The sequence below is a fragment of the Marinobacter sp. 3-2 genome (genome assembly GCF_003751355.1).
Lineage (GTDB): Bacteria > Pseudomonadota > Gammaproteobacteria > Pseudomonadales > Oleiphilaceae > Marinobacter > Marinobacter adhaerens.
Genome location: NZ_RJUQ01000019.1, coordinates 45,961 through 71,614, shown reverse-complemented (window position 1 = coordinate 71,614; position 25,654 = coordinate 45,961). Strand labels below are relative to the sequence as shown.

The 25,654-nt window shown below is 57.4% G+C and carries 18 protein-coding genes; 15 read left to right on the top strand and 3 right to left on the bottom strand.

Features of this window, described 5'->3' with window-relative positions:
• Positions 1-39: 39 nt before the first annotated feature.
• Positions 40-2,568, bottom strand: coding sequence for a penicillin-binding protein 1A (locus EDB94_RS19080; protein ID WP_108019253.1), 2,529 nt, complete (start codon positions 2,566-2,568; stop codon positions 40-42).
• Positions 2,569-2,763: 195 nt separating this feature from the next.
• Between EDB94_RS19080 and EDB94_RS19075 the strand changes: the two genes are divergently transcribed.
• From EDB94_RS19075 to EDB94_RS19020, 12 genes are all read left to right on the top strand, one after another.
• A complete protein-coding gene (locus EDB94_RS19075) occupies positions 2,764-3,825 on the top strand; it encodes a pilus assembly protein PilM (RefSeq protein WP_062786515.1) in 1,062 nt (353 codons plus the stop codon).
• Positions 3,825-4,388: a PilN domain-containing protein gene (locus tag EDB94_RS19070; RefSeq protein WP_053114373.1), complete on the top strand. Its 564-nt coding sequence runs from the start codon at positions 3,825-3,827 to the stop codon at positions 4,386-4,388. The genes EDB94_RS19075 and EDB94_RS19070 overlap by 1 nt, the downstream gene beginning before the upstream one ends.
• On the top strand, positions 4,388-4,999 hold the full coding sequence (locus EDB94_RS19065; RefSeq protein WP_008170795.1) for a type 4a pilus biogenesis protein PilO: 612 nt from the start codon (positions 4,388-4,390) through the stop codon (positions 4,997-4,999). The genes EDB94_RS19070 and EDB94_RS19065 overlap by 1 nt, the downstream gene beginning before the upstream one ends.
• A 2-nt stretch (positions 5,000-5,001) precedes the next feature.
• Entirely contained in the window at positions 5,002-5,550 is a 549-nt protein-coding gene (locus EDB94_RS19060) for a pilus assembly protein PilP (RefSeq protein ID WP_008170793.1), read from the top strand.
• A 65-nt stretch (positions 5,551-5,615) separates the two neighbouring features.
• On the top strand, positions 5,616-7,685 hold the full coding sequence (gene pilQ / locus EDB94_RS19055; protein ID WP_181259072.1) for a type IV pilus secretin PilQ: 2,070 nt from the start codon (positions 5,616-5,618) through the stop codon (positions 7,683-7,685).
• Between the two features lie 136 nt (positions 7,686-7,821).
• Positions 7,822-8,388 carry a shikimate kinase AroK gene (gene aroK, locus EDB94_RS19050; RefSeq protein WP_108019251.1) on the top strand — a complete coding sequence of 189 codons (567 nt, stop codon included), beginning with the start codon at positions 7,822-7,824 and terminating at the stop codon, positions 8,386-8,388.
• On the top strand, positions 8,381-9,475 hold the full coding sequence (aroB, locus tag EDB94_RS19045; protein ID WP_108019250.1) for a 3-dehydroquinate synthase: 1,095 nt from the start codon (positions 8,381-8,383) through the stop codon (positions 9,473-9,475). The genes aroK and aroB overlap by 8 nt, the downstream gene beginning before the upstream one ends.
• 55 nt (positions 9,476-9,530) lie before the next feature.
• The gene (locus tag EDB94_RS19040) at positions 9,531-11,090 is read left to right on the top strand and encodes an SPOR domain-containing protein (RefSeq protein WP_123499307.1); all 1,560 of its coding nucleotides are present in this window, start codon (positions 9,531-9,533) and stop codon (positions 11,088-11,090) included.
• 211 nt (positions 11,091-11,301) lie between these two features.
• Positions 11,302-15,750: a glutamate synthase large subunit gene (gene gltB, locus EDB94_RS19035; RefSeq protein ID WP_108019248.1), complete on the top strand. Its 4,449-nt coding sequence runs from the start codon at positions 11,302-11,304 to the stop codon at positions 15,748-15,750.
• A 72-nt stretch (positions 15,751-15,822) separates the two neighbouring features.
• Entirely contained in the window at positions 15,823-17,241 is a 1,419-nt protein-coding gene (locus EDB94_RS19030) for an FAD-dependent oxidoreductase (protein WP_008170781.1), read from the top strand.
• Between the two features lie 126 nt (positions 17,242-17,367).
• Entirely contained in the window at positions 17,368-18,432 is a 1,065-nt protein-coding gene (gene hemE / locus EDB94_RS19025) for a uroporphyrinogen decarboxylase (RefSeq protein WP_108019247.1), read from the top strand.
• Positions 18,433-18,701: 269 nt separating this feature from the next.
• Complete coding sequence (locus EDB94_RS19020) at positions 18,702-19,070, top strand: PilZ domain-containing protein (protein WP_108019246.1); 369 nt, start codon at positions 18,702-18,704, stop codon at positions 19,068-19,070.
• A gap of 252 nt (positions 19,071-19,322) precedes the next feature.
• Here EDB94_RS19020 and radA read toward each other — a convergent pair whose 3' ends face one another.
• Positions 19,323-20,699: a DNA repair protein RadA gene (radA, locus tag EDB94_RS19015; RefSeq protein WP_062786491.1), complete on the bottom strand. Its 1,377-nt coding sequence runs from the start codon at positions 20,697-20,699 to the stop codon at positions 19,323-19,325.
• Positions 20,699-22,360: an energy-dependent translational throttle protein EttA gene (gene ettA, locus EDB94_RS19010; protein ID WP_108019245.1), complete on the bottom strand. Its 1,662-nt coding sequence runs from the start codon at positions 22,358-22,360 to the stop codon at positions 20,699-20,701. Before ettA ends, radA begins: the two co-directional genes overlap by 1 nt.
• A 268-nt stretch (positions 22,361-22,628) precedes the next feature.
• On the opposite strand from ettA, the gene glyA reads away from it, so the two are divergent.
• From glyA to ribD, 3 genes are all read left to right on the top strand, one after another.
• Complete coding sequence (gene glyA, locus EDB94_RS19005) at positions 22,629-23,882, top strand: serine hydroxymethyltransferase (RefSeq protein WP_014576041.1); 1,254 nt, start codon at positions 22,629-22,631, stop codon at positions 23,880-23,882.
• Between the two features lie 77 nt (positions 23,883-23,959).
• The gene (nrdR, locus tag EDB94_RS19000; protein ID WP_008170769.1) at positions 23,960-24,478 is read left to right on the top strand and encodes a transcriptional regulator NrdR; all 519 of its coding nucleotides are present in this window, start codon (positions 23,960-23,962) and stop codon (positions 24,476-24,478) included.
• The gene (gene ribD, locus EDB94_RS18995) at positions 24,475-25,590 is read left to right on the top strand and encodes a bifunctional diaminohydroxyphosphoribosylaminopyrimidine deaminase/5-amino-6-(5-phosphoribosylamino)uracil reductase RibD (protein WP_014576043.1); all 1,116 of its coding nucleotides are present in this window, start codon (positions 24,475-24,477) and stop codon (positions 25,588-25,590) included. The genes nrdR and ribD overlap by 4 nt, the downstream gene beginning before the upstream one ends.
• Positions 25,591-25,654: the final 64 nt, after the last annotated feature.

Here is a 25,654-nt window from a genome sequence, read left to right as displayed (position 1 = left end):
GCGGTGATCCCGCCGGTTTTTTTGTGCCTGCTCCTGATCTCAGAAGATTCGCCTTGACAGGTCGTCTTCCTCGGAGCCTCCATTGCGGTCGTTCTCGGTTTCGGATGTCAGGGGCGGTGGCGCATCCTCTTCCCGGAAGACCTCGAAAATGCCATCCTCGCCCGGTCTTGCGCGCTGTCCGGTTTCGGGGTTGATCCGGATATTGACGATGCCATTGGGTCGAGGCATGAAGGAAGAGGGTGCCCCTTCGAGCGCTACTTCCATATAGTCCAGCCAGATGGGGAGCGCGGTGCTGGCGCCAAACTCGCGTCTGCCCAAAGGTGCCGGTTGGTCGAATCCGACCCAGGTGGTTGTGGCCACTTCGTGATTAAAGCCGGCAAACCAGGTGTCTTTCTGTTCGTTGGTGGTGCCGGTTTTACCGGCGATGTCATCCCGGCCAAGGGCTAGCGCCCGTCTGCCGGTACCGCGACGAATGACGTCCTGCATCATTGAATGCAGAATAAAGACCGAGCGTTCGTCCGCCAGTCTGGGCATAACCCGAACCTCGGGCGAGTCCTCACTTGTTTCAGAGACATTGGCGCCGGTGTTTGGCGAGCCTTCTTGCTCGCCCGATGGTTCCTGTGCTGTATCGTCGTCGCAGTCTTTGTCGCACAGAACGGTTTTCGGCGCCTGGTAAATGGTCTCACCGCTAAAGTCAGTGATAGTCTCGATGAGGTAGGGTTCAACGTCGTAGCCTCCGTTGGCAATCACGGCCATGCCTCGGGCAAGTTCCATGGGAGTAAGCTGCCCGCTGCCCAGGGAGAGTGACAGATCGTCCGGCATGTTTTCTACCGGGATTTCCAGTTGTGCCAGGTAATCCAGCGTGTTCTGGATGCCCAGGTCGCGCAGCAGTCGGATTGAGACCAGGTTGCGTGAGCGATAGAGTGCTTCCCGCAGGCGGGTTGGGCCATAGAACTGTCCGGAGGAGTTCTGGGGGCGCCAGGCAGTCTCCAGTTCCGAGTCATCGAAGACAATCGGCGCATCGTTGTAGATGGTCGCCGGTGTCATGCCGCTTTCCAGAGCGCTCAGATAAAGAAAGGGCTTGAAGGTGGAACCAGGCTGTCGTCTTGCCTGTATGGCACGGTTATATTTGCTCTGACCAAAACTGTAGCCTCCGCTCAGTGCCTCAATGGCGCCGGTTTTGGCTTTCAGTGAAATGAGCGCGCCTTCAACCCTCGGGATTTGAGCAAGCGCAACAGAGGCTTCAGCGAGCTGCTCCGACTGCTCAGTCGGGGATTCGTTCCCGTTGGCTTCTGGCTCTGGCGAGGCCGATTCCGGGTTCTGGGCGCGCACATAGATAACGTCGCCGGGAGCCACAACATCGGAGGGCTTCTCAGGCTCAGGGCCTGTGAGATTTTCAGTTTTGTAGCGCCTCGCCCAGGTCATGGTTTCGAAAGCCATGGTGGCGGGGCCGATGCGGCGCGCGTGCACCGCCACTTTGCCGGATTCGTCGTCAACCTCTGTGACGATTGCGGGAAGCAGGGACTCCACGCGAGGGTAGTTCAGGATCAGATCTGATGGCTCACTCTCGGCGAGGGTTTCCTGATCAATCTGCCCAATGGGGCCCCTGAAGCCGTGGCGCCGATCATAGGCTTCAAGGCCGTCTCTTAATGCCTCTGTGGCAACCTGCTGTTTCTTGCCGTCAACTGTGAGGGTGACGGTGTAGCCATCGGTGTAGGCGTCCTCGCCGAACCGCCGAACCATCTCGGATCTCGCCATTTCGGCAACATAGTCGGCGTCGACTTCAGTCTCCGTGCTGTTGTAGCTGGCAGTAATGGGGGCGGAAACAGCAAGTTCGTGGGCATCCGGAGTGATGTATCCCAGGTCGCGCATTCGTCCGAGAATCCAGTTGCGCCGGATCATCGCACGGTCCGGATTGGCCAGGGGGTTGAATGCCGAGGGCGCTTTTGGCAAGCCGGCGAGCATGGCCATCTGGGCCAGGGACAGTTCCGAGACCGGCTTGTTGTAATAAACCTGTGCAGCGGCGGCAATTCCGTAGGCCCGATTGCCCAGATAGATCTTGTTCAGATAGAGCTCGAGAATGCGGTTTTTATCCAGTTCACGTTCGATCTGAAGAGCCAGAAGTATCTCGTTGAACTTCCGGATAAAGGTTCTGTCCCGTGACAAAAAGTAATTTTTTGCAACCTGCATTGTGATGGTACTGCCCCCGGACTGGATCTCGCCGGTAGAGACCAGTTCGATTGCAGCCCGCGCCAGGCCTTTGATGTCGACCCCGAAGTGCTCGTAAAAACGCGAGTCTTCAGCTGCCATAAAGGCTTGTAACTGAATTGTTGGGATCTGTTCGATTGTGATGGGTGCCCTTCTCTTTTCACCGAATTCTGCTATTAATCTGTTGTCTTTGCTATAGACCCGTAATGGCGTCTGAAGCTTGATGTCCAGAAGCTGATGTACCGGCGGAAGGCCAGGGCGAAGGTAAAGATAGAAGCCTGAGGTTACGATAACGGCGACACTCAGTCCGGTAAGAAACAACCAGGCAAAAAGGCGAGATGTGCGCAACAAATGAGACATTTTTTTCTGACAACTGTTGGATATAGGTCTATCATTTGAGAAATTGCTTTAGGATGGAAGAGGTGCTTCACCGCTGCAATAGTTCTCAACTAAAGAAGAACACGCATTGTAGACGGAATGGTGAAGAAATTCTCTTAAATAAAAAACACATAAGTTACGTAACCGGGTGCATCTAACCAGGTATAGGGTGAGCGCGTGTTTGGATTAGGAAAGAAATCCAGTGCAGTGCTGGGCGTGGATATAAGCTCCAGCTCGGTCAAACTTCTGGAGCTATCGAAGCAGGGCGACCGTTATAAGGTCGAAAGCTACGCGGTGGAGCCTTTGCCGGCCAATGCCGTGGTGGAAAAGAATATTACGGACGTAGAAGCTGTGGGCGAGGTAATGAAGCGCGTAGCTTCCAAGTCCCGTTCTGGTGTCAAACAGGTGGCTGTTGCGGTCTCTGGTTCTGCGGTTATTACCAAGCTTATCCAGATGGATGGCGGCCTGAACGAATTCGAGATGGAAGATCAGATTGCCCTTGAGGCCGATCAATATATTCCATACCCGCTGGATGAAGTGGCGATCGACTTCGAGGTTCAGGGACCTTCCGAGAACAACCCCGACCAGGTGGATGTGCTTCTGGCTGCTTGCCGGAAGGAAAACGTCGACATCCGCGAGGATGCACTCGAGATTGCTTCACTGACTACCAAGGTGGTTGACGTTGAAGCCTATGCCCTTGAGCGTGCCTACGCACTGATCGAGCCTCAGCTGGACTCTCAGGGAGAGGAGCTGGTGGTAGCGATCGTGGACATTGGCGCGACCATGACCACGCTGAGTGTTCTGGCCGGTGGCAAGACCGTTTATACGCGAGAGCAGATTTTCGGTGGCAAACAGCTGACCGAGGAAATCCAGCGCCGATACGGTTTGTCGCTCGAGGAAGCCGGTCTTGCGAAAAAACAGGGCGGACTGCCTGACGATTACGAGTCAGAAGTGCTTACGCCGTTCCGCGAGGCTGTCGTGCAGCAGGTTGCCCGCGCGCTTCAGTTCTTCTTTGGTGCCAGTCAATACAATGCCGTCGATTACGTGGTTCTGGCCGGAGGCACGGCCTCGATTCAGGGGCTCACTGAAATGGTCGAAGAAAAAACGGGAACGCCGACCATGGTCGCGAATCCTTTTGCAGATATGGCGGTAGGTTCGAAGGTGAACGCGTCGGCACTGAGTAATGATGCGCCCTCCCTGATGATTGCCTGCGGCCTGGCAATGAGGAGCTTCGACTGATGGCAAAGATTAACCTACGACCATGGCGCGAAGAGCTTCGCGCCGAGAAACAGAAACAGTTCGTGGTCATGATTCTGGGCGCTGCGATTATTGCTGGCGGCCTGGTCTTCCTCTGGAAAACCGATATGGATAGCCGGATTGCCTACCAGCAATCCCGCAACGCCTACATCGAGACCGCCACCAAAAAGCTGGATCAGCAGATCAAGGAGATCGAAAACCTCAAGCGCAAGCGGGATGAGCTCCTTGCCAGAATGCAGGTTATACAGGATCTCCAGGGCAAGCGACCCGTGATCGTGCGCGTCTTCGACGAACTGGTGCGGACATTGCCCGATGGCTTGTTCTACACCGATCTCAAGCGAACCGGCGAGCGCGTTGATATTGTAGGGATGGCAGAGTCTAACAGTCGGGTTTCCACGCTTATGCGCCAGTTCGAGGACTCCGAATGGTTCACGGATCCCAACCTCTCGAATGTCTCCGCAGCTGATAGTCGCCGGGCCGGTTACAGCCAGTTCAATCTATCGGTTAAACAGAAAACGCCCGAGCCCGAAGGGGAGGATAAGTAATGAGCCTCGCGGACTCTCTGAAAAGTCTCAATGAATTTGATATCAACGACCTTGATGTCAATAACGCGGGTATCTGGCCTGCTCCAATCAAGTTCATCGTAGTTCTGATTATCTTCGGGCTGATTGCCGGAGGTGGTTACTGGTTCTTTATCAAGGATCAGTATGCTCAACTTGAGCGTGTAGAGCGCACCGAGCAGGAACTCCGGAAAACTTATGAAGAGAAAGCCTATCAGGTTGCAAACCTTGAGGTTTTCAAGGCCCAGATGGCGGAAATGGAAGAAACCTTTGGCGCCCTGGTAAGACAGCTGCCAAGTGAGACCGAAGTGCCAGGATTGCTTGAAGACATTACGAATACGGCTTTGGGTAGTGGTTTGGCACTTCAGGAAGTGAAGCTGCAACCGGAACAGCGTCGGGACTTCTATTCCGAGCTGCCAATCAATATTCGGGTGTCCGGTTCTTACCATGAGCTGGCATCATTTGTCAGCAGCGTTGCCAGCCTTCCACGGATCGTAACGCTACACGACTTGACGATAAAACCAACTGGCGGAGATGCGGACCGGCTTGATATGCAGGTTTTGGCTCGTACTTACCGCTACCGGGCTGGAGAATGAGCATGACAGGAAAGCATGCGGTAAAAGCCTGGCTGGGTGTGTGTCTGGTGTCTCTCCTGACAGCATGCTCCCAGGGCAGCGGATTTTCAGATCTTGATCAGTTCATGGCCGAGACGCGGGCAAAACCGAGAGGGTATGTTGAGCCCTTGCCGGAGTTCAAGGCGTACGAAGCTTTCAGTTACTCAGCGGCAGATCGTCGGGCGCCCTTTGAGCCGCCGATTGATGTCCAGCTCACTATGGTGGACGAACAGCCGATCAGTGATGTGGAGCCGGATCTGGATCGTCCCAGAGAGGTTCTCGAGAATTTTGACCTGAAAGCACTTCAAATGGTCGGCACGCTTCAGGGTGCATCGGGTAATCTGTTTGCTCTGATTGAAGACGATACCGGCGGGATCCATCGAGTCCGCACGGGAAATTACATGGGGCAGAACTACGGTCGCATTGTGGGCGTTAGTGAAACCCGTATCGAGCTCATTGAAATCGTTCCCAATGGCCGGGGTGGCTGGGTAGAGCGTCCTCGCTCCCTGACCCTGGAAGAGGGCGCAGGCTAAGGAGCGGCTGGATGAAAGTTGAAAGAAACATGCACGTACAAAAAAGTTTAGGGTCGAGGCTAGCGATGTTCAGAAAACTCAATGTATACGTCAGCGTGATTGCTTTTGGGTTGTTATCCGGCCTGGCCAACGCGGTCACGCTGGAAGACGTGTCGTTTTCGTCGCTACCGGGCGAGCGGCTTGAGGTGACACTGCAATTTGATGGGGCGCCACCGGAACCCTCCGGTTACACCATTGAGCGCCCCGCTCGGATCGCGGTGGATCTTCGGGATACGACCAGTGGTCTTGATAGCCGAAGCGTGCCTCTGGGGTCGGGTAATGCCCAGAGCATGACCGTGGTCGAAACCAAGGATCGAACACGGTTGATTTTCAACCTTGTCGAGCTGGTGCCCTATGACACAGTTCGTTCTGGTAACTCCCTGGTCATGACGATTGGTGGGCAGTCTGAGGGAGTTGTTGCCAGCGCCTCAACCTCCTCTTCACAGAGCAGTGGAACAACCAACGCGGCACCATCCAATACTCTTGCCGGCGTCGATTTCCGTCGTGGCAAAGACGGCGAAGGACGTGTGCTTGTGGATCTTGGCAGCTCCAGCACGCCAGTCGACCTGACAGAGCGTTCCGGCAAAATTCGTCTTACGATGAATGGTATTGCGGTGCCTGCAGATCTGCGGCGCCGGCTCGACGTGACGGATTTCGCCACGCCGGTTACTCGCATTGACACCTTTGTGGAAGATGGCAATGCCGTTGTTGAGATCAGCCCCCAGGGCAACTACGACTACATCGCTTACCAGTCTGGCACTCAGTTTACCGTCAGTGTCGAGGAGCTGAGTCAGGAAGAAGCGGAATCCCGCCGGGAAGAGAAGTTCCCGTATACCGGCGACAAGCTGTCCCTGAATTTCCAGGATATCGAAGTGCGCTCGGTGCTCCAGTTGATCGCCGACTTCACCGGACTGAATCTGGTGGCCAGTGACACCGTAGGTGGCAGCATCACTCTGCGACTTCAGAATGTACCCTGGGATCAGGCGCTTGATCTGATCCTGAAGACCAAAGGTCTTGATAAGCGTCAGATCGGTAATGTGTTGCTGGTAGCCCCTGCCGATGAAATTGCAGCTAGGGAGAAGCTGGAGCTCGAGACCAACAAGCAGATCGCCGAATTGGCACCGGTTCGCCTGGATATTATTCAGGTAAATTACGCAAAGGCAGCCGATATCGTTGGGTTGATTCAAGAGGACGAAGAACTGATCTCTGATCGCGGTTTCGTTTCCTCGGATGTCCGCACCAACACCATCAGTGTTCGTGAGACTGCAGAAAAGCTTGATGAAATCCGCCGCCTGGTCTCTACATGGGATGTGCCGGTACGGCAGGTCTCTATTGAGGCCCGGATTGTGCGTGCCCAGACCAACGTAGCTGAGAACCTTGGTGTTCGCTGGGGTGGCGCAGCATATGACATTAGCGGAGACAACATCTTTTCGGTCGGCGGTGGTCTTGATGGCGTGCAAGATGCCCGTGATTCCGCCGCGACTCCGGGATCTTTCCAGACGTCTTTCCCCGGCGCACTTGCGGTAGATCTGGGAGTGAGTGGTGACGGAGCGTCCTCCTTCGCAATCGGTTGGGGCAGCGACGACTTCCTGGTGGATCTTGAACTCTCGGCCCTTGAGAGCGATGGTCAGGCTGAAGTGGTCTCCCAGCCACGCGTTGTAACTGCCGATCGCCAGACGGCGTCGATCAAGTCTGGTGAGGAGATCCCTTATCAGGAAGCGTCCTCAAGCGGTGCGACGTCTGTTTCATTCAAGGAAGCCGTGCTCTCGCTCGAGGTCACGCCGCAGATTACACCTGATGACAAGATCATCATGGACCTGGTGGTCAATCAGGACTCCCGGGGTGAGGTGACTGCTGGTATCCCGTCCATCAACACCAACTCGGTAACAACACAGGTTCTGGTCGGCAATGGCGAAACAGTGGTTCTTGGCGGAATCTTCCAGTCGGAAGTTGCGACCCAGACCACCAAGACCCCGTTCCTGGGAGATATTCCTTACCTGGGTCGTATCTTCAAGCGCACCGAACACATTGACGAGCGTAGCGAACTGTTGATCTTTATTACGCCGAAGATCATCAAGAACGATCTGCTTCGTTAATCTGTGCAGTAAAAAAGCCGCCGCTTAAAACCGGCGGCTTTTTTGTGCCCGAAATTGGCCCGAGACGGCTCCTGAACTTATGCAATCACGGGCCCTGTGATATTCTCACCCGCCTGAACAAAACTGAGCGGAAGTTATGTCTTTGCCGAAACGCGTTGTCCTGGTTGGCCCCATGGGAGCAGGGAAAAGCACGATTGGCCGGATGCTCGCCAAAGAGCTCGGCTATCGTTTTCTTGATTCTGATCGCATCATTGAAGAGCGGTGCGGGGCTAACATTCCGTGGATTTTTGATGTTGAGGGCGAGGATGGATTCCGTTTGCGGGAAACAGCCATGCTGGACGAGCTGTCCCACGAGGACCGAACCGTGCTGGCTACTGGTGGCGGAGCTGTGATGCGCCAGGAAAACCACCCGATTCTCAAGAGAGATGCAACGGTCATCTATCTGAAAACATCCATAGAGCAGCAGGTAGAGCGAACACGCAAGGACCGCAATCGGCCTTTGCTACAGAACGACGACCCTGAGGCGGTCTTGCGGAAACTTTTCTCAATCCGCGATCCGCTGTATTCAAGTCTCGCGGACATCATCATGTTCACGGACAGAAAGAGTCCCCGGCTGGTGGTGCGTCAGCTGGTCAATCGGCTGAACCCGAAAACGCCGCGTCACAAAAGGCAGATACGTAAGGAAGGTCGCAACCATGTCTAATCGGTATCGGGAGCTCTCGGTAGAGCTCGGTGAACGCAGCTACCCCATATTTATCGGTGAGGGTCTTCTCGGCACTCAGGATCTGTCAGCTTTTGTTTCCGGGGCGCAGGTCATGATCGTTACCAATGAGACTGTGGCACCACTCTATCTTGAGCGGGCGAAAGCCTGCTTTCCGGGAAAGCGGGTTGATACCGTCGTACTTCCGGATGGCGAGAAGTTCAAGGATTGGCAGACTCTTAACAGCATCTTTGACGGTCTCCTTGAACATCGCCACACCCGAAAAACCACTCTGGTTGCCCTCGGTGGAGGTGTGGTCGGGGATATGGCTGGTTTTGCAGCAGCCTGTTATCAACGTGGTGTGCCGTTCATCCAGATTCCAACGACGCTGCTTTCCCAGGTCGACTCTTCTGTAGGTGGGAAAACCGGCATCAATCACCCGCTTGGCAAGAACATGATTGGGGCTTTCCATCAGCCGCAAGCGGTGTTGATAGACACGGCAAGTCTACAGACTTTGCCCGCCAGAGAGGTGTCAGCGGGGCTGGCGGAAGTTATCAAATATGGCCTGATCCGGGATCAGGGCTTTCTTGGCTGGCTTGAAGAGCACATGGATGCATTGGTCAGTCTTGATCCGGAGGCGCTGGCAGAAGCCATCTTCAGGTCCTGCGCTTGCAAGGCCGAAATTGTTGCACTCGACGAGCGCGAAGGTGGCCTCAGGGCGATTCTGAATCTTGGTCACACCTTCGGCCACGCGATCGAAACCTATGCCGGTTACGGCAACTGGCTGCACGGGGAAGCAGTAGGCACCGGTATGCTGATGGCCGCCGAATTATCCGCGCTTGAAGGGATGATCAGCCGTGATGATTGTGATCGTATAAACCGACTGATCCTCCGGGCCGGTTTACCGGATAAGCCCCCGGTTGCAATGACGGCCGATGATTTTATGGGTCTGATGGCTGTCGACAAGAAGAACGTGGATGGCCTTTTGAGGCTGGTCCTGCTTCGTTCGGTTGGAGACGCCGTGGTCACATCCGAAGCGAGTCCTGAAAACCTTGCTCTCACCTTTGCACGTTTTTGCAGCTCGACATGATGACGGCCCGAAGGCATCAATGATTTGGTAGCGGACCAGAAGACAAGGAAGACCCGTGACTGAAGAAAGCTTGAACAGTCTTGATGGCGGAGGCCTGTTCCCCAGGTTGCAGCAGCGCTACAGCCTCCGTGCCAACCCGCTGGAAATGGAGACGCCGTTCTTTCCGGATGCCATGCGTCATCACGCTCTGGAAGCGTTGCGCCATCTATGCGGCTTCGGTGATATGGCTCTGTTATTGACCGGAGCTGCTGGCTCGGGCAAAACCCGAATACTGGCGGAGCTGATCCGCAGCGAATCATCCAGACTCGACTTTCACCGTATACCGGCGGCAGCGCTGACCAGCGCCCAGGCCCTTGCCCGGGACCTGAAAGCGGTTTCCCGCTCAAATCTCGGCCCGGAAGACAGCCCCCGAGACCTGGTTTATGGCTTTTTCAAGTGGTCTGAATCGCGGGTCCGAAAGGGCCAGCGTATGGTCCTTTTGATTGACGATGCCGACCGGGCGCCGACGGAGTTGCTAAGGCTTATCCTGTCCGCCTATCTGGCTTCAGAGCGTGGCTCCTCTGCCGTTCCGGTGTTTGCCGGAACGGATAGCCTGGTCCAGTCGATGGGCCTGGATGATGCGAGCACAAGTGTCCACCAGATACATCTGCGGCCTCTCACCAGGGATGAAATCGTTGCCTATCTGGAACCACGGGTTCACGCTGCCGGCGGCAAGGCAGGGGAACTTCTGAGTCCGGCCCGGGTCTCCAAAATTCACGCCCTGAGCCAGGGTAGCTTTGCGCGACTCAAGCGTGTGACTCCGGGCGTTTGGCTGGACATGGTGGCCTCGCCGAGTGTCGATCGCCCTAAGCACGTTCCGTGGAAGCGGTTCCTTTTGCCCGGGCTGGCCCTTGTGCTCCTTGCGGGCTCCTGGTGGTTTGTGTCGCGCCAGTATGATGAATCCGTGGCCGGCGAGACTGTAAAAGCCCCGGAGCCGGTGAGAAAGAGCATAACCATTGGGCCTGAAACAGAGAATTCAGTGCCAACCCCGGAAGAGCCGTCGCAGGACCAGCCTGCCGTGGAGCCTGAAACGGTATTGACAGAGCCGGTAACCGAGCCGGAAGCTGACCAGCCAGAGCCAGAGCCAGAGCCAGAGCCAGAGCCAGAGCCAGAGCCAGAGCCAGAGCCAGAGCCAGAGCCAGAGCCAGAGCCAGAGCCAGAGCCAGAGCCAGAGCCAGAGCCAGAGCCAGAGCCAGAGCCAGAGCCAGAGCCAGAGCCAGAGCCAGAGCCAGAGCCAGAGCCAGAGCCAGAGCCAGAGCCAGAGCCAGAGGCCGCGCCGAGCTTCACTCCGGCAAACCCGGCGTATTTTTCGGCGATTGATCAGGTTCGGGCGCGTGGAGGCTGGACCATTCAACTGGTGGCCGGCAATCTCGAACAGACTGCTCTGAACGTTATTTCCCGCTATTCACAGCTTGGTGATCTGGTCTACACCCGCGGGGAAAGGCAAGGCCAGCCCTGGTTTATGGTATTCTATGGGGAATTTCCTACCCGGGAGGCGGCCAATGCCGCGGCAGCTGGTTTGCCAGAGGAGCTGGCTTCCAGGTCACCCTGGGTGCGTCCGGTCGACAATTTATAGCGCCGCTGTTTCGGCGCTAACTCGTTGTTCCATAACCTTGTCGACTGGTAATCCCGGTTTCGGCTTCCCACAATAACGTCACGCCGATTTGAGTACGTATTTCTACGTGTGTAAAATAGCCAGCCCCCATTTTCAGTGTCGAAGGGTGGTTGTTTGGCTGTGCGCCAATTAACTCTTTGATTGAAAAGCATTTCTACGCGAGAGAACGCTTATGATGACAGGTTTGTATCATCCCGATGAATTCAGGGACAACTGCGGATTCGGTCTGATTGCCCACATGAAGGGCGAGGCCAGCCACAAGTTGTTGCAAACTGCCATCGAGTCTCTGACCTGCATGACCCACCGAGGTGGTATCGCTGCAGACGGAAAGACCGGCGATGGTTGTGGCCTTCTGATCCAGAGCCCGGATGGCTTTCTGAAAAAAGCCGCCAAGGCAGCGTTTGGCAAGGAGCCGGGTGATCTTTTTGCTGTCGGCCAGGTCTTCCTGAACCCCGACGAAGCCAAGGCCTCGGCTGGTCGTGCGGCCATCGAGAAACGGTTGACCGAGCAGGGCCTGGAGATTCTCGGCTGGCGCGAAGTGCCGGTCGATGACAGCTGTCTCGGCCCCATGGCGCTTGATTGCCTGCCCCGTATCGAGCAGGTCTTCGTGGTGCCCGGTGGCAAGTCGGAGCGTGATTTTGCGATCAGTCTGTTCGTGGGCCGTCGCCACGCCGAAAGCGATATGGCCGACGATCCCGAGTTCTACATCTGCAGCCTGTCACACCGCACACTGGCCTATAAGGGCCTGATGATGCCGGCAGATCTGGCCAACTTCTACAAGGATCTGGGTGACCCCGATCTCGAGACCGCTATCTGTGTTTTCCATCAGCGGTTCTCCACCAACACCATGCCACGCTGGCCGCTGGCCCAGCCGTTCCGGTATCTGGCCCACAACGGTGAGATCAACACCATCGACGGCAACCGTAACTGGGCCATCGCCCGGGCCGCCAAGTTCAGCTCTCCGGAATTGCCGGATCTGCAGACCCTGCAGCCTCTGGTGAACCTCACCGGTTCTGACTCTTCAAGCATGGACAACATGCTGGAAGTGCTGCTTGCCGGCGGTGTTGACCTGTTCCGCGCGGTCCGCATGATGATTCCGCCAGCCTGGCAGAATGTCGATAGCATGGATTCAGAGCTGCGTGCGTTTTACGAGTACAACTCCATGCACATGGAGCCCTGGGATGGTCCTGCCGGTCTGGTCATGTCGGACGGCCGCTATGCCGTCTGTATGCTCGACAGGAATGGTTTGCGCCCGGCTCGGTGGGTCATCACCAAGGATGATTTCATCACGCTGGCCTCAGAGATCGGAACTTACGGTTATCAGCCGGACGATGTGGTAGCCAAAGGCCGTGTCGGACCGGGTCAGATGCTGGCGATCGACACAGAGTCCGGTGAAGTCCTGCACACCAAGGACATTGATCAGCGTCTCAAGACCGCTCAGCCCTACAAGCGCTGGCTGCGGGAAAACGCTCTCCGCGTCGAGACCACTCTGAATCAGGACACTCCGGATTTCAGGCTGATGAATTCCGACGAGCTTCTGGTGCACCAGAAGATGTTCATGGTCTCCTTTGAAGAGCGTGACCAGGTATTGCGTCCGCTTGCGGAGAACGGCCAGGAAGCGGTTGGATCCATGGGCGACGATACCCCGATGGCCGTGCTCTCGAGCAAGGTACGCCACGTGGCGGACTACTTCCGTCAGAAGTTCGCCCAGGTGACCAACCCGGCGATTGACCCGTTGCGTGAGTCGATTGTCATGTCCCTGGAGACCTGTCTGGGTGCCGAGCGTAACGTATTCGAGGAAACCGCCGATCACGCAGACCGCATTATTCTGACCACACCGGTTCTGTCGCCTGCCAAGTTCCTCAAGATTGCCAACAATGAGCGCCCGGGCTTCGAAGTCGCGCGTATTTCCATGAGCTACCGCCCGGAACAGGGATTGGAGCAGGCGATTCGCCAGGTTTGTGAGGAAGCGGAACAGGCCGTCCGGGATGGTAAGGTGCTGCTGATCCTCACCGACAAAGATTTGAAGGAAGGTGAGCTGCCGGTCAATGCCCTGATGGCAACCGGTGCGGTCCACCACCATCTGGTCAAGAAAGGACTGCGTTGCGATTCCAACATCGTTGTTGAAACCGGTTGGGCTCGCGATCCCCATCATTTCGCCGTGCTCTTCGGTTTTGGTGCAACAGCGGTCTATCCGTATCTGGCTTACCAGGTTCTGAACGACCTGATCCGTACCGGCGAACTGCTGATGGATCCGATTGATGCCAAGAATAACTACCGGAAGGGCATCAACAAAGGGTTGCTGAAGATACTGTCGAAGATGGGAATTTCCACCATCACTTCCTATCGTGGCGCCCAGCTGTTTGAGGCGGTCGGTCTGGCCGATGATGTCGTTGACCTGTGCTTCAAGGGTGTGCCCAGCCGAATCAAGGGTGCCGGGTTCTACGATTTCCAGCAGGACCAGGAGCAATTGGCGTCCGTGGCCTGGAAGCCGCGCAAGCCCATCATTCAGGGTGGTCTTCTGAAGTATGTCCATGGCCAGGAGTACCATGCCTTCAACCCGGATGTGGTCGGCAAGCTCCAGGAGGCGGTGACCAGTGGCGACTATGGACACTACAAGGAATACGCGGGTCTGGTTAACGAGCGTCCGGTTGCGACGCTCCGTGACCTTCTTGTCTTCCGGAAAGACATCAAGCCGATTGATATTTCGGAAGTAGAGCCGGTTGAAAACATCTTCCCTCGCTTTGATTCGGCCGGTATGTCACTTGGTGCCCTGTCACCCGAGGCCCACGAAGCCTTGGCGGTGGCCATGAATACCTTGGGCAGCCGGTCCAATTCGGGCGAGGGCGGTGAAGATCCCGCTCGCTACGGCACTGAAAAACGCTCGAAAATCAAACAGATCGCGTCCGGACGTTTTGGCGTTACAGCCGAATACCTGCGTAGTGCGGATGTCATGCAGATCAAGGTGGCCCAGGGTGCCAAGCCAGGCGAAGGCGGCCAGTTGCCCGGTGGCAAGGTCAATGAACTGATCGCCCGCCTGCGTTATTCGGTCCCGGGCGTAACGCTGATTTCACCGCCGCCGCATCACGATATCTATTCCATCGAGGATCTGGCCCAGCTGATTTTCGACCTCAAACAGGTCAATCCGCAGGCTCTGGTGTCTGTGAAGCTGGTCTCTGAGCCCGGCGTCGGTACGATTGCCGCAGGTGTGGCTAAGGCGTACGCCGACCTGATCACGGTGTCCGGGTACGATGGCGGTACAGCGGCGAGCCCGCTGACGTCGATCCGCTACGCCGGTTCTCCCTGGGAGCTGGGGCTGACCGAAACCCAGCAGGCGCTGCGAGCCAATGACCTGCGTGGCAAGATTCGCCTGCAGACTGATGGCGGCCTGAAAACAGGTCTGGACGTGGTAAAAGGCGCGATCCTTGGTGCCGAGAGCTTCGGTTTCGGTACCACCCCGATGGTGGCGCTGGGCTGCAAATACCTGCGTATCTGTCACCTGAACAACTGCGCGACCGGTGTGGCTACCCAGAACGACCACCTCCGTGAAGAGCACTTCAAGGGCACGGTGGAGATGGCGATGAATTTCTTCCGCTTCGTGGCCGAAGAGACCCGGGAGTGGATGGCCAAACTGGGCGTGCGTACCCTGGAAGAGCTTGTGGGTCGCGTTGACCTGCTGGAGCGCCTGCCCGGTGATACCGAGCGTCAGAAGAAGCTGGATCTGAGTCGCCTGCTGTCTAACGACCATATTCCTGCGGACAAGCCGCAGACCTGTCAGGTCGAACGGAATCACCCGTTCGATGAGGGCAGGCTCGCGGAACAGATGGTTCAGGATACCGCTGCGGCGATCAATGAGAAGAGTGGAGGCGCCTGGTCCTATCGGGTCACCAACTGTGATCGCTCTATTGGCGCCCGCCTCTCTGGCGAAATCGCCCAGATCCATGGTAACCAGGGTATGGTGGATGCACCGATCACCCTGGACCTGACCGGTACCGCTGGCCAGAGTTTTGGTGTCTGGAACGTGGGTGGTCTCAACCTGATCCTTGAAGGGGATGCCAACGACTACGTGGGTAAGGGCATGACCGGTGGCAAGCTGGTTGTGAAGCCGCCCCGCGGCAGCGCGTTCAAGACCCAGGAAACCTCTATCGTCGGCAATACCTGTCTCTACGGTGCAACCGGCGGCAAACTCTTTGCTGCCGGAACCGCGGGTGAGCGATTTGCAGTTCGTAATTCCGGTGCCCATGCCGTTGTGGAAGGCGCCGGAGACCATTGCTGTGAATACATGACCGGTGGTCTGGTGACGGTGCTGGGCTCTACTGGCCACAACTTCGGTGCTGGTATGACTGGTGGCTTTGCTTACGTCATGGATATCAACAACACGTTCGTGGACAAATACAACCACGAGCTGGTGGAAATTCAGCGGATTTCCAGCGAGGACATGGAGTCCTACCGCAATCACCTGCGTGGTGTTATCCGGGAGCACATCTCGGAAACCGGCAGTGAGTGGGCAGAGCACATTCTTGAGAATTTCGACGACTACATTGGCCGCTTCTGGCTGGTGAAACCCAAGGCTGCGAATCTGCGCAGTCTGCTGGCCAGCACCCGGGCGCGTCCGGAATAAGAGGCTGAGAGGGTTTGGGGCGAGCAGCCTGGCTGCCGCCCTTGTCGAAATCGAGTTGATGAGAGCATCCAGATGAAAGAACGACTGAGTAATGACTTCCAGTTTGTCGAGGTTGGACGTGTCGACCCGAAAAAGGTCCCGGCCAAGAAGCGGAAGAAAGAGTTTGGTGAAATTTACCACCCCTTCACAGCAGATAACGCGGCGTCCCAGTCCCATCGCTGTCTTGAGTGTGGTAACCCCTATTGCGAGTGGAAGTGCCCGGTTCACAACTATATTCCGAACTGGCTCAAGCTGGTGTCCGAAGGCAATATCATGCGTGCCGTCGAATTGTGTCACCAGACCAACTCCCTGCCTGAAGTTTGCGGCCGCGTTTGTCCGCAGGATCGCCTGTGTGAAGGTGCCTGCACCCTGAACGACGGGTATGGCGCGGTTACCATCGGGTCTGTCGAGAAGTACATTACCGACACCGCCTTTGCCCTGGGCTGGAAACCGGATATGTCCGCCGTGAAGTGGACAGACAAGAAGGTTGCCGTCATTGGCGCAGGGCCTGCGGGTCTGGGCTGCGCGGACGTTCTGGTTCGCAATGGCGTCAAGCCGGTTGTATTCGACATCTATCCGGAAATCGGTGGTCTGCTGACCTTCGGCATTCCCGAGTTCAAGCTGGAAAAATCCGTTATGACCCGCCGCCGCAAGGTGTTCGAGGAGATGGGCGTGGAATTCCGCCTGTCTACCGAGGTGGGCAAGGACGTTCAGCTGCAGGAGATCATTGACGAGTACGATGCCGTTTTCATGGGCATGGGCACCTACACCTACATGAAGGGTGGTTTCCCGGGTGAGAATCTGCCGGGCGTGTACGATGCACTGCCGTTCCTCGTTTCGAACGTCAACCGTCGTCTCGGCTTCGAGAAAGACGAAGCAGACTTCATTGACATGAAAGGCAAGCGGGTTGTTGTCCTCGGTGGCGGCGATACGGCCATGGACTGCAACCGCACCTCGATCCGTCAGCAGGCCGAGAGCGTCACGTGTGCCTACCGCCGGGATGAAGCCAACATGCCGGGTTCTCGCCGGGAAGTGGCCAACGCCAAGGAAGAGGGCGTTAAGTTCCTCTTTAATCGTCAGCCCATCGCCATTATTGGTGAAGACCGGGTTGAGGGTGTGAAGGTGGTTCAGACCCGTCTGGGCGATCCGGACGAAAATGGTCGTCGCCGTCCGGAAGTGGTCCCGGGTAGCGAGGAGGTTATTCCTGCGGACGCGGTTCTGGTCGCCTTCGGTTTCCGTCCGAGCCCGGCCGACTGGTTCGATGAGCTGAAAGTGAATACCGACGATTCGGGCCGGGTAACTGCTCCGGAAGGCGCAGAGTTCATGTTCCAGACCAGCAACGAGAAAATCTTTGCGGGCGGGGACATGGTCCGCGGTTCGGATCTGGTCGTAACCGCTATCTGGGAAGGCCGTCAGGCTGCCGAAGGCATCATGGATTACCTGGATATCTGATTGCACGGTTGATCCTGATGAGAAGGGCGGTTTCCTAAGGGAAAGCCGCCCTTTTTTATTCCCGCAAACCGGGTATTATGGCCTCCATCCAATTTTCCCCTTTGTACAGAACACGCTGGATTTTCTATGACCGAGCTGAAGAATGATCGTTTCCTGCGCGCCCTGATGCGCCAGCCCGTGGACCGCACACCGGTTTGGATGATGCGACAGGCAGGGCGATACCTGCCGGAGTACCGTGCGACCAGGGCAAAAGCCGGCGACTTTCTCAGCTTGTGCAAGAACACGCCGTTGGCCTGCGAGGTAACTCTGCAGCCTCTGGAACGTTTCCCACTGGACGCGGCGATCCTGTTTTCAGACATCCTGACGATTCCGGACGCTCTGGGTCTTGGTCTGTACTTCGAGACCGGTGAAGGCCCGAAATTCCGGAACACGATCCGCTCCGAAGCCGATGTTGCGGCTCTGCCGAAGATCAACGCTGAGGTGGACCTGGACTACGTTATGAACGCGGTTTCCACCATCCGCGGAGCCCTGAACGGCAGCGTTCCCCTGATCGGTTTCTCCGGCAGCCCCTGGACCCTGGCGACTTATATGATTGAGGGTGGCTCGTCCAAGGATTTCCGGGAGGCCAAGAAGCTCATGTACGGTCAGCCGGAGGTGATGCATCGCCTGTTGGACCATCTGGCGGATGCGGTCATTGATTACCTCAACGGCCAGATCAAGGCCGGTGCCCAGGCTGTACAGATTTTCGATACCTGGGGCGGCGTTTTGAGCAGCTGGGCGTACGAAGAGTTCTCGCTCCGCTACATGAAGAAGATCGTTGACGGCCTAATTCGTGAGAGTGAAGGCCGCCGGGTGCCGGTGATTCTGTTCACCAAGAACGGCGGTCAGTGGCTGGAATCCATTGCCGATTCGGGTGCCGATGCCGTTGGTCTGGACTGGACTACCGATATCGGTAATGCCCGGGCCCGGATTGGTGATCGAGTCGCCCTTCAGGGCAACATGGATCCGGCGATGCTGTATGCACCGCCTGAGCGGATCCGGCAGGAAGTGGCTGATATCCTCAAGCGCTTTGGTTCCGGCAATGGTCATATCTTCAACCTTGGCCATGGCATTACGCCGGATGTGGATCCGGAGCATGCCAAGGCGTTCATTGAGGCCGTGGTAGAATTAAGCCCGGAATATCACCGCTAATTTGGAAGTCATGTCTCTCCTAGCCTGCTGATCTGGCGGGCTGGGTCGTTGTGGGAGCCTTTCCAAAAACCGCTCCGAGCACGTCCATGTGGCTTGTCCTCGGCCGTCCCTGGCCTCCGACATTTTTGGAAAGGCTCCCACAACGACCCGCATCAGACGATGGAGATATATCCTGCCAATTACCCTCGATTACTCACAAATCCTCTGGATGCAATCTCCTGTCCGGTCTATAGTCAGGTGAAACAAGACCGGTAAACAGGAGTAACCACTTGCCCCCCAAGAATCCCGAAAAACGCCGGTTCCACCGGATCGAATTCGATGCGCCCTGCGAGCTTCACTGCCAGGAATTGGTCTGGACGACGGAGGTGCTGGATATTTCGCTGAAAGGTGTTCTGGTTAAGCGGCCGGAGGGTTGGCAGGTCCCCTTAAAGCAGCCCTGCGAAGTGATTATTCATCTGAATGATCATGAGGCAGGTATTGTTATGGCGGTAGAGCTTAGGCACGTGGAGCCGCACCGGCTAGGTTTCAAATGTCAGTACATTGACCTTGATAGCGCCACGCATCTTAAACGCCTAGTGGAACTGAACTTGGGCGACCAGGCGCTGTTGGAAAGAGAGTTTGCACATCTGATTGATTGACCTTAAAGGGACAGCGAATCACTGACTGTTACCAGTTTTCGACTTTTGGGATCCGTCTTCTAGAGTTTTAAAAGTCAGAGTTCTCCACTGCAGTGAGCAGGATGGACTGGCATAGGTGCTTCCAAAAATGTCGGAGGCCAGGGATGGCCGAGGACAAGCGCACATGGACGTGCTTGTAGCGGTTTTTGGAAGCACCTATGCCAGTCTAGCCGTTAACTCCCAAACTGGCCGATAACTTAAGAAAGTGCAGGTCTAGAGTTCCTCGAGGGCCGTCAGCGCATCACTGAGCTTGGTCACCGGAATCACCTTCATGCCGTCGATGGTCTTCCTTGGGGCATTGGATTTTGGCACCAGGGCCCGGGTGAAGCCGTGTTTGGCGGCTTCGTAGATGCGTTCCTGGCCGCTGGGCACCGGGCGGATTTCACCAGAGAGGCCGACTTCGCCGAAGATCACCAGGTCCTGGGGTAGGGCGCGGTCTCGGAAGGAGGAGACGATGGCGGCCAGCAGGGCCAGGTCGGCGCTGGTTTCGTTTACTTTTACGCCACCAACCACGTTTACGAACACGTCCTGGTCGGAAACGTGCATGCCACCATGGCGGTGAAGAACGGCGAGGAGCATGGCCAACCGGTTCTGGTCCAGGCCAACGGCAACTCGTCGCGGGTAGCCGCCCTGGGCCATATCGACCAGTGCCTGGATTTCCACCAGCATGGGGCGGGTGCCTTCCCAGACGACCATCACCACGCTTCCCGGGGCCGCGTCTTCGCCGCGGTTCAGGAAGATCGCGCTGGGGTTCTTCACTTCCTTTAGCCCCTGTTCCAGCATGGCGAACACGCCCAACTCGTTCACCGCACCAAACCGGTTCTTGATCCCCCGAAGGGTTCGATAACGGCTGTCGCTGGAGCCTTCCAGCAGGATTGAGCAGTCAATCATGTGTTCCAGAACCTTCGGGCCGGCCAAGCTGCCGTCTTTGGTGACATGGCCGACCAGGAACAGGATGGTGCCGGTCTGCTTGGCGAAACGGGTCAGGTAAGCGGCGCTTTCGCGTACTTGGGAGACACTGCCAGGGGCGGACTCGATATCCGCCATGTGCATCACCTGAATACTGTCCACCACCAGAATCCGGGGTTTTTCGGCCTCGGCCACCTGCATGACTCGTTCGACACTGGTTTCAGACAGCATCTTCAGGTCTTTGGTCGGAAGGCCGAGCCGTTTGGCGCGCATGGCCACCTGCTGCAGGGATTCTTCACCGGTGACGTACAAAGCGGGGACGCTTGCAGCCAGATGGCAGACGGCCTGGAGTAGAAGGGTACTCTTGCCCGCGCCCGGATGGCCGCCCATCAGAACAGCCGAGCCCTCGACGAGACCTCCGCCCAGAACCCGATCAAACTCCTGCATGCCGGAGCTGATGCGAGGCTGCTCTGCCAGGCTGACATCATCCAGGCTCTGGACCTCGGACAGGCTGCCGGCAAAGCCCTCAAAGCGGCCACCGCGGGCGCCTTTGCTGTTGCTGCTGACGCCGCGGACTTCGCTGATGGTGTTCCAGGCCTGGCAGGCCGTGCACTGGCCCTGCCATTTGGAATAGTCTGCACCGCATTCGGTGCAGACGTAGGCGGTTCTGGTTTTCGCCATCAGGCCAGCTTCTTGTACTTCATGCGCTGCGGCTGCATCGCCGAATCACCCTTGCGCTTCTTGAAGTCCTCGTCGTACTCGGTGAAGTTGCCTTCGAAGTACACCACCTCGCCATCATCTTCGAACGCCAGGATGTGGCTGGCCACACGGTCGAGGAACCAACGGTCGTGCGAGATAACCAGGGCAGAGCCAGGGAAATTCAGCAGGGCTTCTTCCAGGGCGCGAAGGGTTTCCACGTCGAGATCGTTGGTCGGCTCATCCAGCAGCAGCACGTTGCCGCCCTGTTTCAGCAGCTTGGCGAGGTGCAAACGGTTGCGCTCACCGCCTGACAGGTCGCCAACCCGCTTCTGCTGGTCGCTGCCCTTGAAATTGAAGCGGCCAACGTAGGCCCGAGAAGGGGTTTCGTAGTTGCCGACCTTGATGATGTCGTTGCCGTCGGAGAGTTCCTCCCAGACGGTTTTGCTGCCATCCAGATCGCGCATCTGGTCTACATAGGCCAGTTCCACGGTTTCCCCGACGGTGATGCCGCCAGAATCCGGCTTGTCGAAACCGGCAATCATCTTGAATAGAGTGGATTTACCGGCACCGTTACCACCGATAATGCCCACGATGGCGCCGGGCGGCACGCTGAAGGACACGTCTTCGTACAGCAGGCGGTCACCGAAGGACTTGCTGATGCCGTCAACCTCGATCACCTTGTTGCCCAGGCGGGGGCCGGGTGGAATGTAAAGCTCGTTGGTTTCGTTGCGCTTCTGGAATTCCTGGGAACTCATCTCCTCGAAACGGGCCAGGCGGGCCTTGCTCTTCGACTGGCGGCCCTTGGCGTTGCTGCGAACCCATTCCAGTTCCTGTTTGATGGCTTTCTGGTGAGAGGCTTCCTGCTTGGATTCCATCTCCAGCCGCTTCTCCTTGTTCTCCAGCCACTGGCTGTAGTTGCCTTCAAACGGAATACCGTGGCCACGGTCCAGTTCCAGAATCCAGCCAGCGACATTGTCGAGGAAGTAGCGATCGTGGGTGATGGCCACCACGGTACCTTCGTAATCGTGCAGGAAGCGCTCGAGCCAGGCGACAGATTCGGCATCCAGGTGGTTGGTGGGCTCATCGAGCAGAAGCATGTCAGGGCCGGACAGCAGCAGACGGCACAGGGCTACCCGGCGACGTTCACCACCGGAAAGTACGTTCACTTTCTGATCCCAGGGTGGAAGACGCAGTGCGTCCGCGGCAACTTCCATCTTGCGCTCGATATCGTGGCCGTCAGTGGCCTGGATGTAGGCTTCCAGCTCGCCCTGCTTCTTGGCCAGGGCATCAAAATCCGCATCCGGTTCGGCGTAGGCGGCGTACACCTGGTCCAGTTCGGCCAGGGCGTCATGCACACCGGAAACCGCTTCATCGACGATTTCCTTGACGGTTTTCTCTTCGTCCAGCTCGGGCTCCTGGGGCAGATAGCCCACGTTGATGCCGGGCTGCGGGCGGGCTTCACCGATGTAATCCTGGTCCACGCCCGCCATAATGCGGAGCAGGGTGGATTTACCGGCACCGTTGAGACCCAGAACGCCGATTTTGGCGCCAGGGAAGAAGCTCAGTGAAATGTCCTTCAGAATCTCGCGCTTGGGCGGGACCACCTTGCCCACGCGGTTCATGGTGTAAACGTATTGGGCCATGTTGGCGTACACCTCTTGATATAACAGGTTCGTGAATTCGGAAACTGACGGCTCGGGCTAATTGCTATTGATCCGGTAAGGTATCGAAACCTACCTTTGATAGCAATTGAGCAGAAACCGGAGTTGGCCGCATGCCGGTATCTGCGGACGGTATAAAGGATGATTTTTCACCCGTTTGTAAGATAGAATAGCGGCCCAATTTTTCAGGGAGCCTGCGGAGATCGCCAAAGCTCTCCGGGCCAGCCAAGCACACAGGGGCAGCGCATCCATGTTTAATCGTGAAATGAAAATCGCCGGCTTTGACGACGAACTCTGGAACGCCATGCAGGCGGAAGAGAAGCGCCAGGAAGCTCACATCGAGCTGATCGCGTCCGAGAACTACACCAGCCCCCGGGTGATGGAAGCCCAGGGCAGCGTGCTGACCAACAAGTACGCGGAAGGCTATCCGGGCAAGCGCTACTATGGCGGCTGCGAGTTCGTGGATATTGCTGAAGAGCTGGCGATTGAGCGTGCCAAGGAGCTGTTTGGAGCTGCCTATGCCAACGTCCAGCCGCATTCCGGCTCCCAGGCCAACTCGGCTGTCTTCATGGCCCTGCTCAAGCCAGGTGACACCGTTCTGGGCATGAGTCTCGCCCATGGTGGACACCTCACGCACGGCGCCAGTGTCAACTTCTCGGGCAAGATCTACAATGCCGTGCAGTACGGTATTAACACCGACACCGGCCTTCTCGACTACGATGAGATCGAATCGCTGGCTCTCGAGCACAAGCCAAAAATGATCATCGCCGGCTTCTCCGCTTACTCCCAGGAGCTGGATTTTGCCCGCTTCCGTGAGATTGCCGACAAGGTGGGTGCCTATTTGTTCGTTGATATGGCCCACGTAGCGGGTCTCGTAGCCGCCGGCGTTTACCCGGATCCGGTTCCCCACGCCCACGTTGTTGCAACCACGACCCACAAGACCCTGCGCGGTCCCCGTGGTGGGCTTATCCTGGCCTGCGATGACGCTGATCTGCAGAAGAAGCTGAACTCTGCGGTATTCCCGGGCGGCCAGGGTGGCCCGCTGATGCACGTGATTGCCGCGAAGGCCGTGTGCTTCAAGGAAGCCATGAGCGACGATTTCAAGACCTACCAGCAGCAGGTTGTGAAGAACGCCTCCGCCATGGCCCAGGTGTTTGTGGATCGTGGCTATGATGTGGTTTCCGGTGGCACCAAGAACCATCTGTTCCTGGTCAGCCTCATCAAACAGGACATTACCGGAAAAGATGCGGATGCGGCGCTCGGTCGTGCCCACATCACCGTTAACAAGAACGCGGTTCCCAATGATCCGAGGTCTCCGTTTGTCACCTCCGGTCTTCGCATTGGCACCCCGGCAATCACCACCCGTGGTTTCGGCGAGTCCGAGTGTCGCGACCTCGCTGGCTGGATCTGCGACATCCTCGATAACCTGGACGACGAGGCGGTCAACAGCCGGGTTCGTGAGCAGGTAAGTGCACTCTGCGCCCGTTTCCCTGTCTACGGCTAATCGGTTTATAGCTAGACTACAGGCATGACCTGCCGGGCCGACTTTTCGGCCCGGCTTCCTCTTCGGAGCTCCTGACTATGCATTGTCCCTTCTGTGGTGAAGCAGATACCAAGGTGATTGACTCCCGGCTGGTGGCCGAGGGTGATCAGGTGCGTCGCCGCAGGGAATGTCTGTCCTGTCGGGAGCGTTTTACCACCTTCGAATCTGCCGAGTTGGTGATGCCAAGGGTGGTCAAACAGGATGGTACCCGACAGCCGTTTGATGAGGAAAAGCTGCGCGCCGGGCTGATGAAAGCGCTGGAAAAGCGGCCCGTGAGCATTGAACAGATTGATGCCGCTCTCAATCGGATCAAATACCGGTTGCGGGCGACCGGAGAGCGGGAAGTGAAGTCCATGCAGTTGGGTGAAGAGGTGATGACCGAATTGCGCCAGTTGGACAAGGTTGCCTATGTCCGCTTCGCCTCGGTATATCGCAGCTTTCAGGATATCAACGAATTCAAGGAAGAGATCGAGAGGTTGTCGGCCAGCAACGGTGAGGCGGCCGTGGATGTTGCCAAAGCGCTGGCGGATAACCACGCCCCGAAAGGCAAGGCATGATCGAGAACCGCGACAGGGCCATGATGGCGCGGGCTGTCCAGCTTGCCTGGCGCGGTCGGTACTCTACCCACCCTAATCCCCGGGTTGGGTGTGTCATTGCCCGGGGAGATCTGGTCCTTGGCGAGGGGTGGCATGAACGTGCCGGAGAAGCCCACGCCGAGACCCGTGCCCTGAGCCAGGCCGGTCCGGATGCCCGGGGTGCGACAGCGTATGTAACACTGGAGCCGTGTAGCCATTTTGGCCGGACGCCGCCCTGCGCCAGGGCGCTGATTGATGCTGGTGTTGCCCATGTCTACGCCGCAACCAAGGACCCGAACCCCTCGGTGTCTGGCCGGGGGCTGGATATGCTCAGGGAAGCTGGCATCCGGGTTACTGAAGGCCTGCTGGCGGAAGAAGCTGCCCGCCTGAATCCGGGCTTCATGAAACGCATGAACACCGGCCGCCCCTGGGTGCGGCTCAAAATGGCGGCAAGTCTTGATGGCCGTACCGCCATGGCTTCCGGCGAGAGCCAGTGGATTACCGGTCCTGAGGCACGTCGGGATGTCCAGCGTCTTAGAGCGATCAGTGATGCCATTCTGACCGGTGTCGGAACCGTGCTCGCCGACGACCCCTCATTGACGGTCCGCCGCGAGGAACTGGGGGATATTGGCGACGCGACGGAGCCGTCCAGGCAGCCGCTTCGGGTGATTGCCGACCGCGACGCGCGCACACCGTCGTCTGCGAAGATCCTTCAGGGCGGTAACGTGCAGGTGTTCTGTGCGTCATCCACGCTGGCCACTGCGCCGGCCCAGGACCTCGCGGCCCTGGGCATCAGCCTTACCGGTGTCGCCTGGAAAGATAACGGGATCGACCTGGCCGAACTGCTGGACTCGCTCGGCGAGCTCGGAATCAACGAGCTGCTGGTCGAGGCGGGGCCCACTCTGGCCGGCACCTTTATTAACGAAAATCTGGTCGACGAACTCTGGCTCTATCAGGCGCCGGTTTTCCTCGGCAGCACGGGACGTCCGACCGCACATCTGCCACTGGAGACCATGGCAGACAAGGTACAATGGAAGGTGCTGGACCGACGTCAGGTAGGTGAGGATCAGCGTCTGATCCTCACCCGCCGGTAATCCATAAACTCAGGTTGTTCCGGCAGCAATTATTTGCCGGAGCGCCGCAAGGGTGCAAAACCAT

Coding starts and splice junctions, on each gene's coding strand:
- EDB94_RS19080 (WP_108019253.1), bottom strand. CDS start 2,568: ATGTCTCATTTGTTGCGCACATCTCGCCTTTTTGCCTGGTTGTTTCTT.
- EDB94_RS19070 (WP_053114373.1), top strand. CDS start 3,825: ATGGCAAAGATTAACCTACGACCATGGCGCGAAGAGCTTCGCGCCGAG.
- EDB94_RS19065 (WP_008170795.1), top strand. CDS start 4,388: ATGAGCCTCGCGGACTCTCTGAAAAGTCTCAATGAATTTGATATCAAC.
- EDB94_RS19060 (WP_008170793.1), top strand. CDS start 5,002: ATGACAGGAAAGCATGCGGTAAAAGCCTGGCTGGGTGTGTGTCTGGTG.
- pilQ (WP_181259072.1), top strand. CDS start 5,616: ATGTTCAGAAAACTCAATGTATACGTCAGCGTGATTGCTTTTGGGTTG.
- aroK (WP_108019251.1), top strand. CDS start 7,822: ATGTCTTTGCCGAAACGCGTTGTCCTGGTTGGCCCCATGGGAGCAGGG.
- aroB (WP_108019250.1), top strand. CDS start 8,381: ATGTCTAATCGGTATCGGGAGCTCTCGGTAGAGCTCGGTGAACGCAGC.
- gltB (WP_108019248.1), top strand. CDS start 11,302: ATGATGACAGGTTTGTATCATCCCGATGAATTCAGGGACAACTGCGGA.
- EDB94_RS19030 (WP_008170781.1), top strand. CDS start 15,823: ATGAAAGAACGACTGAGTAATGACTTCCAGTTTGTCGAGGTTGGACGT.
- hemE (WP_108019247.1), top strand. CDS start 17,368: ATGACCGAGCTGAAGAATGATCGTTTCCTGCGCGCCCTGATGCGCCAG.
- radA (WP_062786491.1), bottom strand. CDS start 20,699: ATGGCGAAAACCAGAACCGCCTACGTCTGCACCGAATGCGGTGCAGAC.
- ettA (WP_108019245.1), bottom strand. CDS start 22,360: ATGGCCCAATACGTTTACACCATGAACCGCGTGGGCAAGGTGGTCCCG.
- glyA (WP_014576041.1), top strand. CDS start 22,629: ATGTTTAATCGTGAAATGAAAATCGCCGGCTTTGACGACGAACTCTGG.
- nrdR (WP_008170769.1), top strand. CDS start 23,960: ATGCATTGTCCCTTCTGTGGTGAAGCAGATACCAAGGTGATTGACTCC.
- ribD (WP_014576043.1), top strand. CDS start 24,475: ATGATCGAGAACCGCGACAGGGCCATGATGGCGCGGGCTGTCCAGCTT.